General features: G+C 51.7%; 17 protein-coding genes. 7 read left to right on the top strand and 10 right to left on the bottom strand.

The features are described 5' to 3' along the window. Positions 1-9: 9 nt before the first annotated feature. Positions 10-1,884, bottom strand: coding sequence for a glucans biosynthesis glucosyltransferase MdoH (gene mdoH / locus BMZ51_RS08305; protein WP_068005411.1), 1,875 nt, complete (start codon positions 1,882-1,884; stop codon positions 10-12). Between the two features lie 294 nt (positions 1,885-2,178). Between mdoH and BMZ51_RS08300 the strand changes: the two genes are divergently transcribed. Genes BMZ51_RS08300 through BMZ51_RS08285 form a run of 4 tightly spaced genes read left to right on the top strand, consistent with a single transcriptional unit; the run spans position 2,179 to position 5,334 of the window. Further along, entirely contained in the window at positions 2,179-2,976 is a 798-nt protein-coding gene (locus BMZ51_RS08300) for a zinc-dependent alcohol dehydrogenase (protein WP_208979356.1), read from the top strand. A gap of 18 nt (positions 2,977-2,994) precedes the next feature. Beyond that, entirely contained in the window at positions 2,995-3,414 is a 420-nt protein-coding gene (locus tag BMZ51_RS08295; protein WP_068005414.1) for a 6-pyruvoyl trahydropterin synthase family protein, read from the top strand. Then, positions 3,407-4,516 (top strand): glycosyltransferase family 4 protein, encoded by a 1,110-nt coding sequence (locus tag BMZ51_RS08290; RefSeq protein WP_068005415.1) that lies wholly within the window; start codon positions 3,407-3,409, stop codon positions 4,514-4,516. The genes BMZ51_RS08295 and BMZ51_RS08290 overlap by 8 nt, the downstream gene beginning before the upstream one ends. Beyond that, positions 4,513-5,334 carry a class I SAM-dependent methyltransferase gene (locus tag BMZ51_RS08285; protein ID WP_068005417.1) on the top strand — a complete coding sequence of 274 codons (822 nt, stop codon included), beginning with the start codon at positions 4,513-4,515 and terminating at the stop codon, positions 5,332-5,334. Before BMZ51_RS08290 ends, BMZ51_RS08285 begins: the two co-directional genes overlap by 4 nt. 100 nt (positions 5,335-5,434) lie before the next feature. Here BMZ51_RS08285 and BMZ51_RS08280 read toward each other — a convergent pair whose 3' ends face one another. Both BMZ51_RS08280 and BMZ51_RS08275 read right to left on the bottom strand, forming a co-directional pair. Next, entirely contained in the window at positions 5,435-6,013 is a 579-nt protein-coding gene (locus BMZ51_RS08280; RefSeq protein WP_068005419.1) for an NUDIX domain-containing protein, read from the bottom strand. 87 nt (positions 6,014-6,100) lie between these two features. Continuing rightward, the gene (locus tag BMZ51_RS08275; protein ID WP_208979355.1) at positions 6,101-6,940 is read right to left on the bottom strand and encodes a RibD family protein; all 840 of its coding nucleotides are present in this window, start codon (positions 6,938-6,940) and stop codon (positions 6,101-6,103) included. 110 nt (positions 6,941-7,050) lie between these two features. Between BMZ51_RS08275 and BMZ51_RS08270 the strand changes: the two genes are divergently transcribed. Then, positions 7,051-7,608, top strand: a complete 558-nt coding sequence (locus BMZ51_RS08270; protein ID WP_068005423.1) for a cytochrome b — start codon at positions 7,051-7,053, stop codon at positions 7,606-7,608. A gap of 10 nt (positions 7,609-7,618) precedes the next feature. Here BMZ51_RS08270 and BMZ51_RS08265 read toward each other — a convergent pair whose 3' ends face one another. Then, entirely contained in the window at positions 7,619-8,374 is a 756-nt protein-coding gene (locus BMZ51_RS08265) for a precorrin-6A/cobalt-precorrin-6A reductase (RefSeq protein WP_068005425.1), read from the bottom strand. A 5-nt stretch (positions 8,375-8,379) separates the two neighbouring features. Further along, a complete protein-coding gene (locus BMZ51_RS08260) occupies positions 8,380-9,492 on the bottom strand; it encodes a cobalt-precorrin-5B (C(1))-methyltransferase (RefSeq protein ID WP_068005427.1) in 1,113 nt (370 codons plus the stop codon). Positions 9,493-9,599: 107 nt separating this feature from the next. On the opposite strand from BMZ51_RS08260, the gene cobA reads away from it, so the two are divergent. After that, entirely contained in the window at positions 9,600-10,439 is an 840-nt protein-coding gene (gene cobA / locus BMZ51_RS08255) for a uroporphyrinogen-III C-methyltransferase (protein WP_068005428.1), read from the top strand. Continuing rightward, positions 10,436-11,794, top strand: coding sequence for a cobyrinic acid a,c-diamide synthase CobB (locus BMZ51_RS08250; protein ID WP_068005430.1), 1,359 nt, complete (start codon positions 10,436-10,438; stop codon positions 11,792-11,794). Before cobA ends, BMZ51_RS08250 begins: the two co-directional genes overlap by 4 nt. Before the next feature lie 9 nt (positions 11,795-11,803). Here the strand turns inward: BMZ51_RS08250 and cobM are convergent, their stop codons facing one another. From cobM to BMZ51_RS08225, 5 genes are read right to left on the bottom strand one after another with little or no spacing between them, the layout of a single operon-like run. Next, a complete protein-coding gene (cobM, locus tag BMZ51_RS08245) occupies positions 11,804-12,583 on the bottom strand; it encodes a precorrin-4 C(11)-methyltransferase (RefSeq protein WP_068005431.1) in 780 nt (259 codons plus the stop codon). Further along, a complete protein-coding gene (cobJ, locus tag BMZ51_RS08240; protein WP_068005433.1) occupies positions 12,580-14,433 on the bottom strand; it encodes a precorrin-3B C(17)-methyltransferase in 1,854 nt (617 codons plus the stop codon). The genes cobM and cobJ overlap by 4 nt, the downstream gene beginning before the upstream one ends. Continuing rightward, a complete protein-coding gene (cobI, locus tag BMZ51_RS08235; protein WP_175485002.1) occupies positions 14,409-15,128 on the bottom strand; it encodes a precorrin-2 C(20)-methyltransferase in 720 nt (239 codons plus the stop codon). The genes cobJ and cobI overlap by 25 nt, the downstream gene beginning before the upstream one ends. Next, complete coding sequence (locus BMZ51_RS08230; RefSeq protein WP_068005437.1) at positions 15,125-16,351, bottom strand: bifunctional cobalt-precorrin-7 (C(5))-methyltransferase/cobalt-precorrin-6B (C(15))-methyltransferase; 1,227 nt, start codon at positions 16,349-16,351, stop codon at positions 15,125-15,127. Before BMZ51_RS08230 ends, cobI begins: the two co-directional genes overlap by 4 nt. Next, the gene (locus tag BMZ51_RS08225) at positions 16,348-17,028 is read right to left on the bottom strand and encodes a precorrin-8X methylmutase (RefSeq protein WP_420848483.1); all 681 of its coding nucleotides are present in this window, start codon (positions 17,026-17,028) and stop codon (positions 16,348-16,350) included. The genes BMZ51_RS08230 and BMZ51_RS08225 overlap by 4 nt, the downstream gene beginning before the upstream one ends. Positions 17,029-17,032 lie beyond the last annotated feature (4 nt).

Below are 17,032 nucleotides of genomic sequence, written 5' to 3'. Positions count from 1 at the left end.
CCTTAAGCGTCACCGAATGGCAGCCGCCTTGTCTTCCTTTGTAAGGCCAATTTCAATTTTGCGGTGCTCCTTATCAAGCTCCAGTAGCTCAAGAGGGGCTTTCTTTTCTTCAGGTAATGCCCAAAGGCCGGAATGTTTGAAGTACAGCCCAGGAGCTGGTTTTGATGTGATCATCGCAAATGGAACTGCCAGCAACGGACCAATAATAACCGGAAGCAGAAGCCAGGTCTCAGAGAAAGAAAAGCTCGTCATCCAAGCAATACCGCACAGACCAAACACCGTCTGAGGCCAGAACTTCTTTATCGAAAGAAGCACAGGAATGCCTGTCGGCTGCCTTGCCTGACCGTCCCACTTTGTTTTTTTACCCGCAAAGAGCTGCACGATGAATATGCTATGAGCAATTGCCATAACTGGCGCAAGCAACATCGAAAACACAAGCTCAAGCAAGGCGCTAACTGATATCAAAAGGCCCCCGCCGTATTCTCTGGTTTCCTTGGGAACTGTCAGAACATGAGCAAGCGTCACCAGCTTGGGAGCAAAAACCATACTCATAAGAATGAGGATAAGAAGGGTCCCATAAAATGGGTCAAACGACGACGTTCCTGGTGCTGCTGTCGAGGTGAGATACATCGCTGTTGCTATGAAAATCAGCCAGGCTGGGGAGCCGATAAACATCAGGATCGCCAACGTAAGCTGGATACGACCCAACATTTTGAAACCCGGAGCGCGCAGGAGTTTGAGATACTGTAGGTTGCCATGGCACCAGCGCAAATCTCTTCGAATAAACTCAATCAGATGGGGAGGGTTTTCTTCGTAGCTTCCTCCCTCTACCGGCCATACGCGAACCTCATAGCCCGCACTCACCATGAGCGCTGCTTCAACTTGATCATGACTTAAAACCGGGCCGCTCAATGCACCGCTTCCAGGCAAGGGATCATGCATACAATACTGTATGAATGGCTTTATTCTAAAAATTGCATTGTGCCCCCAATATGGACCTGAAGGCCCCTGCCACCAAGCAGCACCCAAGGTGAAAGAACGCATGCCCAAGCGCATGCCCCATTGGAATACTCGGGTGAAGAAGGAGCTGGTTGAGAGGCCAAGCACCAATGTTTGCAAAATCCCGAGGCGAGGAGATGCGTTCATTTTGCTCACAAGGTCGCAAAGCGCTTTTGCAGAAAGGAAGCTGTCCGCATCCAGAGTGACTGCATAATCATGGTGCGCGCCCCAGTTGCGGCAAAAGTCTGCAATATTGCCTGCTTTATAACCCGTATTCAGCTCTCGCCTGCGATAGAACACATCTATTTGGTTTTGCCAGCGCCCACGCAAAAGTGAGAACTCACGTATCTCCTGCGTGATATGCTCTGTGGTATCGCTGTCACTCAAAACGTACAGAGAAAAACCACCAAGTTTATTTCCTCGCTTCAAGTCCTGAAGCATCGCTTCCAGTTTTGCTGCTACTTGAAGAGAATCTTCGTTACGTATGCAGGATAGCAATGCAGTTTGCTTATTCTTAAGCGGTTTCTCATGGTCAAAGTAATCTGGTGAGTTGAGCGCATAAACTTTTCTGGTCGGGTCATGTGAGAACCTGAGCAGTAGCAGGCCAATAACAGCATGCCAAAATCCAATAACAAGCCAAGGTAAGGTTACCAGAAAAGCAAGAAGCATCACAATTTTTGCAATGGTAAAACCGCTGGTGAACAACGTCAAAACCATCAGGCCAATAAGCCCTGAGATCGAGGTAAACACAAGACCTCCAAAGACTAACCGTCGCCGATATAAGCGCTTATTTTCCTGATGTTTTTCGACGATATGGGCCGAGAGCAACTGGTCAACAAGACGTTTGCTGGCCACCTCGTGAGGGGCCGGGGATTGTTCTGTCATGTCCTACCCAAAATGTTATTGTTTCTGGAAGCACCTACATTTTTGCTAGTTTCCTTTGTTCACGTTTCCCTAGAGTATATTTGTGAAAACTAAGCGAGCCGGGGAGCGCGTTTCTTGTCTGAGATAGCCAGAGCGCTTTGGTATACTGCGCCTCAAACCATTGAAATAAGAGAGGAAAGGCTCTCTAAATCATATGGTAACCGTATTTACTTAAAAACCCATGCTTCTGCGGTAAGCAGAGGCACGGAAGCTATCGTTTTTCATGGGGGTGTACCTATCAGTGAGCGAGAGCGGATGACCGCTCCATTTCAGGTAGGGTCCTTTCCATTCCCGGTCAAATACGGATATGCAAATGTTGCAGAAGTGATTGAGCCTGCTGGCGAACTGCCAGCGGGGCAGCGCGTTTTTTCGTTGTTTCCTCACCAAAGCGCATTCCTGCTTCCGGCTAGCGCGCTTTATCCTATTCCGGAGAGTTTACCTAGTATCCGTGCAACGCTTGCCGCCAACATGGAAACTGCACTGAACATAACTTGGGACGCCTCGATACTCCCCTGCTCTCATGTTTCTGTGGTTGGTGTAGGTACGCTTGGTGCACTTGTTGGCTATATTTGCAGACACATAGCTGGTGTGCACATTACCCTGATCGACGTCAACGAACGCCGACAGGACATTGCAGATGAGTTCTCTTGTGAATTTGCCACGCCAGACGCTGCACCGGAAAATCAAGACGTGGTCATTCATTGCAGCGCATCTGACACCGGTTTGAACACAGCCATCCGTATTGCGGGGAGCGAAGCAAAAATCATCGAAGCATCCTGGTATGGCTCGCAACACTCCAACCTTGTTCTTGGTGGGGGATTTCACAGTCAACGCCTCAACCTTATCTCCTCACAGGTTGGGCAGGTTGCCCCTGCAATGAGACCAAGGTGGTCCCACCGGCGACGCATGGAGGCTGCAATCTCGCTATTGGAGGACGATGTTCTGGAAGCTTTGCTTGCGCCACCTATTCAGTTCGAAAGCACTCCAGAAGACCTGCCAGGTGTTTTCTCCGGCAAGAAGGATACCGTTTTCCAACCCATTGTTTACTCGTGATTTTATAGGGGTTTTGAGATGTATTCTGTTGAGATCAACGATCATATTATGATTGCACACAGCTTGAAAGGGGAGGTTTTTGGGCCTGCCTCGCAGCTCCATGGCCTAACAGCACATGTTCATGTTGCCATTTTCGCCGAAGAGCTGGACGAAAACGGTATAGTCATTGACATTGGCAACGCGCTTGCGGTTTTGGAAGAGATCCTGCGCCCTTTCAACTACAAGAACCTTGATGAACTTCCTCAGTTCAAAGGGCGAAACACCACTGTCGACTTTCTTTGTAGTTATATCTACCAGCGCGTAAGCGACGCTGCCTACTTGCACAAGTTAGGCCGTGAGCCCAGCGAACTGAGCAAAGTGCGCGTGACTATCGCCGAGAACCCAGATGCCCGCGCATCTTATGAGGCCCCTCTTACCGCGGCTCTGGCTCATGAGTGATTTACATCCATTCCCCAGTCAGATCGCGGCAGATGTTTCAAAGGCCTGTTACTTTGTATTTCCCGGTGACCTGAACACGCCAACGGGCGGTTATCGCTATGACCATTCAATTGTCCAAGGGCTGCAGAAGAATGAGTGGGACGTTTCACTTATCAGCCTTGCGGGGAACTATCCAACCCCTTCAAGCAGCGATCGAGGAGCAGCGATCGAGGCTCTGGGAGGGATAGAAGCGCCAGCTTTGGTGGTTGTGGATGGCCTTGCTTTGGGTGCTTCACCTGATCTTGCAAAAGATATCTCTAACCGAGCCATATTGATTGCACTCGTTCACCATCCACTCTTTTTGGAAAGCGGTATGGAGCCAAAGCTGGCCAGCGCCTTGAAGCAGTCAGAAACGAAAGCACTGACTTATGCTGAACGTGTGATTGTAACGAGCCCGTCTACGCGAAAAACCCTTGTTTCTCAGATGAGTGTTCCACCAGGAAAGGTCAGCATCGTCCTTCCTGGTATCGCCCAAGCTCCTGAGGTTGACCAGTTATCGTCAAAACGAGAAGCAGGCTCAGCACTACAATTGTTGTGCGTTGGCTCACTGGTGCCACGTAAGGGGCAGCTGCACCTTGTTGAGGCTTTGGGACGGCTAAAACACTTGAACTGGCATTTAGACCTGATCGGCGAGACATCCTTTAATCCGCAATATACGCGCCAGGTGCGCAACCAGATTAAACGCTATGATTTGGCAGATCGCATTCACATTCATGGCAACGTTTCTCAAGCTGGCTTGATGCGTTTTTATCAATCTGCGGACCTGTTTGTGCTTCCCACTTATTATGAGGGGTACGGGATGGCCTTTGCCGAGGCGATGAGTTTTGGGTTGCCCATTATCGCGAGTGGAGCAGGCGCGGTTACTTCCACAGTGCCACCCAGTGCTGGCTTTCATGTTGCTGCTGGTGATGCAACAGCTCTTGGTGACTCCATCGAGGTTTTGCTGAGAAATGATGAATTGCGCAACCAGCTTTCAGAGGGGTCTCGTTTTGCGGCCCGGGCTCTACCGAGCTGGAGTGACAGCGCAAAAGCATTTGCCGTTGTACTGGAGGGTCACCTTTGAATGAATTCTCCACCCAATGGCTCTCACTACGTCGCAAAGCTGACCGGCGGGCGCGTAACAAAGTCATAATGAAGAAATTTTGCAACTGGCTGGTCGAACATGCGCCGAAGGATGGGCCGCTCAAATTAATTGACATGGCGGCTGGGACAGGCCCTTTCCTGCATGATCTGGCGGTGCATATTGGCCCCAATCGAGAGCAGGCATGGCTCCTGGTTGATAATAACCCGGCTCTTTTAAAGGTTGCAGAAGAAACGCCACCTCCGTTCCCGCAAACCCAAAAGAGAACAGATATTTGCGAGCTGACGCATACCAATGCGCTCGATATTTTGGAGGGACAACATGGGGTTGTTACATCTGCTTTTCTGGATCTGGTAAGTGCTTATTGGCTGGATAGTCTGATTGCCAAATTGCAACAGCTCAAACTCCCTTTCCTTGCTGGGCTTTCTTACAATGGAGTGCTTTTAAGCCAGCCTCACCACCCCGCAGATCGTCTGATCCAAAGAGCGTTTAATCAGCACCAGGCAACTGACAAAGGGTTTGGGTCTGCTTTGGGGCCGCTTGGAGGGTTTCACGCCCATGAGCGTCTGTTAAAGGCTGGTTATACCTGCTTCAAGGGTCGATCTGATTGGGTCTGTACCCCTGAAGACAAAACTCTGCAGCTTGAGTTGATCAAAGGTTGGGCGCAAGCAGCACGGGAGATTGGGGTGTCTGACATGGTCGTTGATGACTGGCTTGAGTATCGGCTCAGAGCCGTTGGCATGGGAACATCACAGCTGCAAGTCGGGCACGTTGACCTTGTTGGCCTGCCTCCGGGTTAAATAGGGCGCAGCATTTGCACTGAAAACTTGAACTAGATGTTTGATAGAGACGGGTCTCAGAGCGCCTATCACACAGGCTCAAAAAGGGCACTGGTCCTTCTTAAGCGAGTTGATGGCTGGCCTTTTCTATCATGAGTGCTTGTGTCAGCATCAATAGACGCGGACACCGGATTTCTTGCGCAGCGTGCAGAGCACACAGCTCCTTAAAGGACAGCTCGACGACCTCAATATCTTCGTCTTCATCCTGGTTGCGCCCTTCGATGTTCAGAGCAGCTGACGTGAACTCAGCTAGAAAAAGGTGTGCTCTTTCAGCCAAGCGCGCGGGGTTGATGAAGACATTTGCCACTTTGCGCAGGTTTCTCAGCTCGCAACCCAATTCTTCTTGCGCTTCACGTTTACAAGCGTCTTCGATGGATGGGTCACTAGCTTCAATACCACCAGCACACGCTTCCAGAATAACAATCTCCTCCATAATATATGGAGCTACACGAAGTTGTTTGACCAACAGTACAGTTTTGGCTTGTGGGTCATACGCCAAAACCGCAATAGAATCGCCATAAACCCAAACAGGATCGGTTGTGATGTGCTCGCGGCCATCCTCATGGACGACACGCACTTCCACGTCCTCAATCCGTCCTTTGGACTCAAAAAGGGAGGTTCGTCTGATGAGCTCTGGCATGCGTTGTATCCTTTGAGGGAATTCACGCAGGTTTATAGGAGCTTTCTCTCATGTTAGGAAGCGCTTTTGGGCGTATTTAAGGTATCATCACCTTGGGGTTGTGTCGGACAAACTCAAGTCGGCTAGCATATCTGTTCCCAGCGGGTACCAGGCAACACCAGGCCTTATTGCCTGCGAAAGGTAATCGATCGCAGGAAGTTGCATGCCGCGCGGGCCCGAGCCTATGATCAGGGGAGCAAGCATAATATGGAGGCGGTCAATCATATTCAGCTCGATAAAGCGGGACAGTGTCCAAGCGCCGCCTTCGATGAGAATACAGCGAAACTCCCGGAGAACTTTGCGGATTTCGGTACAGCACAACCTTCCGTTTGCATCAGGCTTTATCTGCAGGCACTCCACACCGTCAGGGTAGCTTACGTTCGCATCAGTGCGTGTGATCACGATACGACGGGCACTTACATCCTGCAGTAATGTGCTCTTAGCTGGCATTCGGCCATAAGGGTCAATAACAATCCGCGCAGGATTACTACCACTTACATGCCTAACTGTAAGCTTAGGGTTATCAGCTACTGCGGTGCCAACTCCAACAACTACAGCATCACAAAGCGCCCGCAGCCGATGGAGGTGAACGAGTGCCTCTATACAATTCACGTAATTGGAATCGCCAGTTAGCGTGGCAATGCGGCCATCGATTGACTGCCCAAGCTGGCCGATAACAAACTGTTTCTGCGCCTTGCACAATGGCGTAAATACACTGCCATACCCCCTAAGGTCCGGAGCTCTTCTGTCTATGGAAGCAGCTAATACTTCTTGCCATTCTTCCTCAACAAAGCCACTGGTCAGCTGAGAAGCATCCGGGTGGTCTTGCAAAGGTGTTCGCATCACCTGACCTCCTTCCATGAAGCCCCCTTGTTTTACCGAGTTCACAGCTCACCTCTCCTAAGGTTAGCCTAGTGGTATCGAAGCCTGATCCATCTGTCGATCAGGAGATTGCAGGGGCTGTTCAAGAAGCTCCAGAATTATCGGGAGAATAGGGTATGAGCCACCAAGTTGCCGGATATTCTGCGATGGCAAAAACATACCATTGGGTGGTTGCCATTTTGGTGTTCATCATGGTGCCGATGGGTTTGGTCATGTCAGACTTGGCGTCTGGCCCTTTGCAGAATGCGTTTTTCTTTTATCACAAGAGCATTGGCATTCTTCTTTTTATACTCGTGGTTTTACGTCTCCTCCAACATTGGGTCACGCCTGCCCCGCCCCCTCCGACTTCAATGTCGCCAGCACTGCGCATTATTTCCAAAGCAGTGCATGGGCTGCTTTACCTAGTGTTGATCGCCAATCCAATTCTCGGTTGGGTTGGGCTATCTCTCTACGGAGCCCCTATCCCGTTCTTCGGACTCTTTGATCTTCCTGGCATTGTTCCAAAGGACCGCCCCAATGCGGAAGCGATCCTGGATCTCCACGCCACAATTGGCGTCGTTTTTGCCTGGCTGGTTTCCTTACATGTGCTGGGGGGACTTTATCATTGGCTCATTGCAAGAGATGGCATCATCCAACGCATGACGACAGCACCCTACAAGAACCCAAAAGGATAATTTGCCAGACTTACGCCTGAACTTCGATGAGCTTCAGCTGTTCAAGGACACACTCAACACTAGAACAGCTGATACCATCATAACTCCCGGGACGCTGTATCATCGCCACTGGAATTTTGAGTTCACGCGCAGCCCTGATTTTCGCGTAGGATGAGTTTCCTCCGCTGTTTTTACTGATAAGCCAACCAACGTTCAACTGTTTGAAAAGCGCGACTTCTTCGCGCCAATCCGCACTTGGCATCCCTGCCACATACACTGCGTTTGGCAAGGCATCTTTGCGCTCAGGGACGTTTAAGCTGCGAATGACTGCGGTAAGGTCTGGCCGCTGAATAAATGGCGCAGCGACCTTGGAACTTGCTGCAAAGAATACAGTTTCCCTTGCTGGAATCAATTCCAGCGCGGCGTGCAGATCATCAACGAGGTGCCACTCGTCCTCAGGGCAGCGCTTCCACGGAGCACGCTCAAAACGCAACATTGGAATAGTTGCTCGCTTTGTGGCTTCACACGCGTTTTGGGTAATTTGAGCGGCATAAGGATGGGTGGCATCGACAACCGCAGTAATACCCTCAGCTTGAAGGTAATGCATCAAGCCTTCAGCGCCACCAAACCCACCCATTTGGGTTGTTACAGCCAGTTTGTGTGGGTTCTTGGTGACCCCAGCAAGCGAGGCGGTCACGTCATAATCGGCATTTAAAGACAGGGTCTTTATCAACTCTCTTGCTTCTCGCGTACCAGCAAGAACAAGTATCTTGAGTTTTATAGACATCCCGATCACTCCAGTTTGGCGCTATCGTCACAAACAGCGTGCCCTAAAACCTGCCCCTTTCGGTCTGTTACAATAACCTCCACACTGACAGGCGCCCCACGGAGAATTGTCAAAGCAGCGCTTTTGGCAGCTTCCGAAATGATCTGCCCTATATGGAGGTCTTCTTCAGCGGCACGTTGCGCAACATAAGAAACCAATTCAGCCTGCGCCGTTTCTGCCACCAAAGTAGGCGAGGCGCCAGCGCGCTCTAACACCTGGGCAAGCGCCGCAAAGTCAACGGATGAACGCGCGGAGTGAAGGTCCATCGCTCCTTGTGCAAGCTTTGTCAGCTTAGCAACTCCGCCTGAGATCGTCAGCTTTGGTATTGGATGCGCACGCAGGTATTTCAACAAGCCACCTGCGAAGTCTCCCATATCGAGATAGGCTTGTTCTTGCAGGTCGGGGTAAAATGACCTCAGCACATTTTCAGAGGTCGCCCCTGTTGCTGCTGCAACGTGAGATAAACCGGTTGCCCGCGCCACATCCACACCACGATGTATTGAGGCGATCCAGGCCGCGCAGGAAAACGGGCGCACGATACCTGTCGTACCCAGAACAGAAAGGCCACCGATGATCCCCAGGCGTGGGTTCATCGTTTTTTGCGCAAGCATTTCACCATCAGAGATGGATATCTCAACATCGACCGCCAGCTGCACACCATTTTCATCAGCAAGCTTTTGAAGTTCCGCACCAATCATCTGACGGGGCATAGGGTTGATTGCAGGTTCCCCCACAGGAATGGGCAGTCCCGGTTTGGTGACTGTACCGACACCCGGCCCTGCCAAAAATCTGATGCTATTGGCGCCGGGATTAAGTGTAACTTTCGCCTGCACGAGAGCGCCGTGTGTTACATCCGGGTCATCTCCGGCATCTTTTACGATTGCAGCTGTGGCAGATTTTTCCTCTGCTTTCTCAGAGGCTAATGCGAAAAGAGGCACCTCTCCTCGAGGCAACGTTATGCTCACAGGGTCAGGGAATTCACCGGTCAACAAACACGCATATGCAGCCTTTGCTGCAGCGGTTGCACAGGCCCCAGTGGTCCACCCAGTTCGTAATTTTTTTTGCCCACTTTCAACCATTGGGCGACTATACAGATTTAGCGGAAGATACCAAGCAGAACACTTTGGACTTCCTGTAGGTTTCCAATTAAATTGCTAGGCAAAACCGCCCAACTCACGAGAGCCGCTTGATCGATATCTCCCTCCCCGATTTTGAATTCCCTACTCTGGAAGCTGGATGGGTCTGGCTTGCTGGGGCTGGCCCCGGTGATCCGGGTTTACTGAGCCTGCATGCCTTAAATGGCCTGAAACAAGCAGATGTCATTGTCTATGACGCACTGGTTGATGCTCGTATACTGGCACTCGCAGATAAAACGACAGAAGTCATATATGCAGGAAAGCGTGGCGGTAAGCCTTCCGCCAAGCAGTCAGATATCTCACTCACGCTCATCCAATTGGCAAAATCAGGAAAACGTGTCCTTCGACTAAAGGGTGGAGATCCCTTTGTTTTTGGACGCGGCGGCGAAGAAGCCCTTGCGCTGGTCGACGCTGGTATCCCTTTCCGTATTATTCCCGGTGTTACGGCTGGGGTCGGCGGATTGGCCTATGCTGGAATTCCCGCGACACATAGAGGTATCAATCAAGCTGTTACGTTCCTGACCGGACATGACCAAAATGGCGTAACGCCTGATGAGCTTGATTGGGATGCACTTGCAAAAGGCTCTCCTGTGATCGTGATGTATATGGCGATGAAGCATATCTCACTTATTTCCCAGAAGCTCATGGATGGAGGCCGCCATCCGAGCGAGCGAGCTGCTGTGATTTGCAACGCAACGCTACAGGACCAAACCGTTCTGGAAACAACGCTTGGCTCATGCGCAGCCGATATAACAAATAGCGGGCTCAAACCGCCTGCGATTGTTGTTGTTGGCGAAGTGGTGAGCCTGCGCGATCAAATGAACTGGCTCGAACCTGTTTTGTCACAGTCCTCCCGCGCGCCACGTATGGAAGAGGAACCTGCCCTATGAGCATTGCGAAGGGGTTTGTCATTGCAGCGCCGTCTTCCGGGTCTGGTAAGACAACCATTACATTAGCGTTGCTGCGCGCCCTTCGTGAGACAGGACTACGGGTAGCTTCAGGAAAGTCGGGGCCTGACTACATTGATCCTGCTTTCCATAAGGCTGCCTCAGGACGGCCTTGCCTCAATTATGATGCATGGGCGATGTCTTTGGCCCAGCTATCATTGAATGCCACAGAACAGGCAGAGCACACCGATGTCGTCGTGATAGAAGGTGCTATGGGATTGTTTGACGGGGCAGCTGACGGGTCTGGTTCTGTTGCGGACCTTGCAACTCACCTTGGGCTTCCGATAATTCTGGTTGTTGACTGCAAATCTCAGGCGCACTCAGTTGCTGCTCTTGTACATGGCTTTTTAACTTACCAACCACATTGCCATATCGCCGGTGTTATCCTCAACCGTGTGGGGTCGCCTCGCCATGAGCGCATTTTACGGCAAGCGCTGGAAAAGCTGAATGTGATCGTGCTTGGAGCATTTTATCGCTCTGAAACACTTGCCTTGCCCGAGCGCCATCTGGGCCTTGTACAAGCCAGTGAGCGTGAAGACCTGGAGGCGTTTTTGATTGCTGCTGGAGCAGCGGCTGCAAAAAATATTGATATGCTTGTACTCATGCGGCTTGCAAAAGTACTCGCCATTCCTGCCAGAGAGAACAAAAAACTAACCGGCATTTCTCATCTGCCACCGCTTGGACAGCATATGGCAATCGCAAAGGATATTGCTTTTGCTTTTAACTACGAGCATCTGCTCAACAATTGGCAGAAGCAAGGGGCAACGCTCTCGTTCTTTTCTCCCCTAGCTGATGAAAGCCCATCCAGCGACGCCGACGCAATTTTCCTTTGCGGAGGCTACCCTGAACTTCACGCTGAAACACTGGCTCATGCAGACAATTTCAAGAGTGGAATGATCGCAGCTACTCAGGCAGATAAGCTGATTTATGGTGAGTGCGGCGGCTACATGGCCCTTGGTCAAACTCTAACCGACAAAGCTGGCCAGACCCACGAGATGCTCGGCCTCTTGCCGCATGACACAAGCTTTGCAAAGCGGAAGTTACACCTTGGCTATCGGAAATTACGGTGCACAGAGGCTGCAAAGAACGCCGGTTTTCCTTGGCAAAAACCTTTGGGCGCTCATGAGTTTCACTATTCAACTCTGCACTGCGCATCAAAGGCTCCTTCGCTTTTTGAAGCCCAGGACGCTGAACACCATGACCTTGATCCCTTAGGGCATATCAACGGGCGCATTATGGGCTCGTTTGCTCATGTGGTGGCAGAAAGAAGCGAAGATTGGTGGTCCGCTTCTTTCTAATCTGTGGCCTTACGCAGAAGACTTTACTTTCTTCTTGGGACGAAGGACGTGAACGTGATTGGCGTCATAAAGCGCGCTATCGCGAAATTCCTTGCCTGCCTTCAGCGCCGGACCAACAAAGATAAGCGCGGTTCTTGTAATCTTGGAAGCCTTCGCTTTTTCTCGGATATCTGCCAGGGTTCCATGAATGAACGCTTCATCGGGCCAACCAACACGATAGGCGATAATCACCGGGCACTCTTCCCCGTATAGCGGGGCAAGCTTGCGATAGATTTCGCCAAGGTTTCTCACACTGAGATGAATCGCCATGGTTGCACCGGAGCGGCCCAGTGTTTCCAGCTCCTCGCCTTCAGGCATGCCAGAGGACTTCATCGATGTTCGTGTGATGATGATGCTCTGGGCAATTTCAGGAATGGTAAGCTCAGTCTTTAGAGCTGCTGCTGCTGCTGCAAAAGCAGGCACACCTGGTGTTACATCATAGCCTATACCCAGTTCATCCAACCGGCGCATCTGCTCAGCAGTTGCACCATAGATGGACGGGTCGCCAGAGTGCACGCGCGCAACATCCAACTGTTGCGCGTGAGCCTTGGTCATCTCATCAATGATCTCATCCAGTGTCATCGAGGCTGTATCCAGGACCAAAGCATCCTTGGGGGCTGCCTCGACAATTGCCGGTGGAACCAGTGAGCCTGCGTAGAGACAGACCTTACACTTTTCGATCAGTTTAAGACCGCGCACTGTGATCAATTCTGGATCACCCGGCCCAGCCCCAATGAAATGAACCGTCATGCTACACTCTCCGCTTGTTTGTCTTGCGCATCAATCTTTTTGGCGTAACCACGGGGCGTATACACAAAGTGCAAGGAGTGACCATTTCCGCCCAAACGGGTTTGGCTGCACCCTACAATGACCGTGGTCAGCATATCGACGTCATCCACTTTGAGGTCTTTCAACGTGGTGGTCGTTATCGTCTCATTGTCACGTCCGATGTTGGCCCCCAGAATAACCGGTGTTTCTGCCGGGCGGTGCTCTAAAAGCTTTTCCCTTGCCCAGGCCAGCTGCGTCCGGCGTCGTTTGGAAACCGGATTGTAAAACCCGATTACAAAGTCACCAATCGCAGCACCTTCCAAACGCTGCTGAATTGTTTCCCAAGGGGTCAGCAAGTCAGAAAGAGAGATCGCGCAGAAATCATGGCCGAGCGGAGCACCAATGCGGTTGCTGAGTGCGATCATTGCAGAAATACCAGGCGCGGAGGCGACTTCTACCCGGCGAGCAGCATCGCTGACACCGCTTTTATTTGGCGCACGGTCTAGCAGTTCAAAGACCAAAGCACCCATGGCATAGACACCAGAGTCACCAGAACAGACAAGCGCTACGTTATGGCCCTGACCTGCTCTTTCCAGTGCAAACCTGACCCGCTCTTCTTCTGCACCCAACTGGAACGCATGACGCTGCTTGCCTTTGATCAAAGAGGACACCAGATCAAGGTAGAGGCCATAACCAACAACCTCATCAGCTTCAGCCAACCAGTGTGATGCTTCTGGCGTACGCCACGCTTCTTGTCCCGGCCCGATACCGATCACGTGCAGCCTGCCTCTGGCGCGGCCAATCAGGTTCGTGTTGACGGGAGCAGGTGCCTTGGCAATGGCAACTGTCGCATTCGCAGTTTTCTGCTTAGCCAATACAAGCTCACCTAGCGGTCCGGTCCCTGCCAAAGCAGATCCTTCGCTCACTCCGTAACAGCCAACTTCTGCAAAGACGACATCAGATGGCGTTTGCAGACGATCTTTGTGCTCGTTCAACTCACCGGCGGTGAACAGGCGGAACGGTTTCTCATAGCGGGCAGCTAGTTGGTTCATCGCCACTTCATCGGCCTTCAGGTCGATACTCGTAAACGCAGAAACCATACCAATCGTGATATTTGCCTGTTCCATGCCTTTTTGCAGGAGTTCGTCCAGTTCCTCAACTGAACAACCTCTTGAGCACCCCAATCCGACAACGTGAGTTTGAGGGTGGAACACAAGCTTCGTGCTGTGGCCTTCGACCGGTTCTTCTGTTGCAACAATCTCTAATTCTGCATCATCAGCAAGTGGCAAGGCCGCAGATTCCAGCCACTCAGCTTGTCCGGAAAGCTTTACAGTCTCGCCTGCAAGCATTTGAGCCATGACTGACTTTGCGTCTGAAGGGTTTGCAAGGGTCCACCCCTGTGGTGGCTCGTCCAATGCAACTTTGAAGACAGTGTCGCCTGCTGTCGTGATGGCAGCATGACCTTGCAAAACTTCAGAGATCTGCTGCGCAAGCGCATTCGCGCCATGATGTCCGCCGAGCAATGGAACCACGCTCGAACCGTCTTCTGACACAGCAATGACAGGAGGCTCCTGCCTTTTATCTGTTAGAACGGGCGCAAGTGCACGAATGAGGATGCCGGCAGCACAAATACCGATGATTGGCGTGCCCGACTGAAACAGTGTGCGCAAGTGCTCTGCTGAATCAGCAAACGTGAACTGGTAGTCAACGTTTGGCTCGGAGCCTTGACGGGCGAAACCGTGAATGAGGCTTTCATCCAAAACACTAGAGAGTTTTTGCGCCGTTTTGAGAGCGACCGGGCTTATCACTAGGATTGCGGGTGCAGCGTCCATGCCTCTTCTCCCTTGTATACAATTATCATTGAAAAATATGGTGCAGTCTCGTTTGGATAGTCGGCTAAACGTGCCACGACCATCTCTGGCAGCGTTGCACGTTCTACATATCCTGCCGCACCAAGTAGTCCCATTTTGTCCAGCAGAGCTTTTACACGTGGCAGATGACGCCCGACTTTCATGATCACAAAGGCATCTGATTGCTCAATGCGTCGCTCAAGTTGCTCATCCTCTAGCGGACCGGGAATGATTGTTATTACCTCGTTGCGTGCAGCCAATGGTCTGCCGAGCGCGGCCGAACAAGCGTTGATCGATGACACTCCAGGCACGACCACGCAGGGAAACTCTCCTTGCAAACGCTCATAAAGATACATGAAGGAGCCATAGACAAATGGATCTCCTTCACACAGCACGACAACATCTTCTCCTGCTGCCAGTTTCTTGGAGATTGTCTCCGCTGCCTGATCGTAGATCTCTTTGGCAGGAAAACGCTCAACCTTCATTGGCATTTCAATTGGAATTTCGCAGGTGCCTTCCGCAATAAACTGCGAGGCAATGTGCCGTGCAAAACTGGGTGTTCCAACGGCTGCTGGGTATGCAATTGTTTTCGCGGCGCAAATAAGCCTATGAGCTTTCAACGTTAAAAGCTCAGGGTCACCAGGTCCAAGACCTACGCCATATAGGGTACCAATCATGGCTTCACCAAGCTCCACTGCGTTACTGGCATCAACGGGCGCCAACCTGTAAGGCCGCCTATCGGGTCGGCTCTGGAAATAGAAAGCCTGACCAGGTCTCCACCAAACTTCTTCCAGCTCTCTGCTAGCACCTGCTCCCCCTCAAGAGTGACAGCGTTAGCAACCAGACGTCCTCCTGATGGAAGGGCATCAAAGCATGTTTTGACAATATCTTTTGATGTCAGGCCGCCACCGATAAAGATAGCATCTGGATGAGGCAGGTTTGTCAGCGCCTCTGGTGCTTTGCCTTCAACAACCTTTAGATCGGGAGTTCCCAGTGCTGCGGCGTTGCCTCGCAGAAACACGCGCCTTTTTTCTAAAGGTTCAACGGCTACCGCCTTCGTATTTTTTGCAGCTCTCAGCCATTCAATCCCGATTGAACCGCTTCCAGCGCCAATATCCCAGAGGAGTTGCCCAGGAACTGGCGCAAGCTTGGCAAGCGTCACCGCACGCACTTCCTGTTTCGTTATCTTGCCATCATGACGGAACGCTGAATCCGGCAGGCCAGGACTGCGCGATAAAACAGGGGTATTCCCAATCGACCTGGCTTCAATTGCAACCGTATTCAGGTCGGCAGCGTCGGCTGAGTAAACTTCTGCTTCGCACGTTGAAATTCTTTCCTTTGCTCCACCCAGATGCTCCAGCACAGTCAATGTGCTTATGCCATAGCCTTCATCCGCCAAAAGGTCGGCAATCTCCCCAGGAGCTGCTCCGTTGGACGTCAAGGCGATGATGCGCGCGCCTGGAAACAGAAAACCGCGCAGAACATCAATTGGTCGGCCATGTAAGCTCAAAGTTTCAACATTTTGCAGCGGCCAGCCAAGTCGACTTGCAGCCATTGAAAAGGCGGAGAGGTGAGGAATGACTTCTATCTCATCTGCACTGAACCTGCGATGAAGCGTGGCACCGATACCGAACCATTGCGGATCTCCCGTCGCGAGCACAACGGTGTTTTGTCCCTCATTGGCAGCAAGTTCCTCAATCCCCTTTGCAAAGGGAGAGGGCCAGGCCTTCAGCTGACACGAGGTATTGGCCAGCTTACCTTCCACCAGTTCTAGGTGACGCGCGCCGCCATAGACAAGCGTTGCTGAGCTGAGCGCGCACTGGGCAGCTTCAGACAGACCATCATATCCATCTTCGCCAATCCCGATAATCGTCAGCCAAGGGGCGGGGCGATCCGTCATGTTGATGCCCCCTGCGTCTTCTCTTCCGGCAAGCCAGCCGCCAGAGCGTTGACGGCAGCCGCCGCAATTGCAGACCCACCACGACGCCCCAGAAGTGTCACGTATGGAATAGAAAGGAGACTTTCCGCCAGAGCTTGCTTGGACTCAGCTGCCCCGACAAAGCCAACAGGGAAGCCAAGGATAGCCGCTGGTTTGGGTGCACCTTTCGCAATCATTTCCAAAAGGTGGAACAGAGCTGTAGGTGCATTTCCGATCGCAATGACCGCCCCTTCCAAATGTGGCTTCCACAGTTCAACCGCAGCTGCAGAACGTGTTGTTCCCAGTGATTGAGCCAAGTCAGGAACTTCCGGCTGGTTCAACTTGCAAATGACCTGATTGCCTGCTGGCAAGTATTTGCGAATGATGCCGTGAGCAACCATTTCCACATCTGTGAGGATCGGAGCACCCTTGCGCAAGGCTGCATTGGCTTTGCCTACTATATCTTTTGAATAGGCAAGGTCCTGCGGGATGTCCGTCATGCCACAGGCATGGATCAGCCGAACTGCAACGGGCTGCAGATCATTTGGAAGAGGGTCAAGGTTTGCCTCTTTACGCACAATGGAAAAGGACTGCCGATAAATTTCGGCAGGATCCTTAATGTACTCGTAAGAGGCCAGCCCTTCTTCTTTCGTACTCAAGCCC

Source organism: Pseudovibrio axinellae (genome assembly GCF_900110875.1).
GTDB classification, from domain to species: domain Bacteria; phylum Pseudomonadota; class Alphaproteobacteria; order Rhizobiales; family Stappiaceae; genus Pseudovibrio; species Pseudovibrio axinellae.
This window is presented reverse-complemented; position numbering and strand designations above follow the sequence as displayed.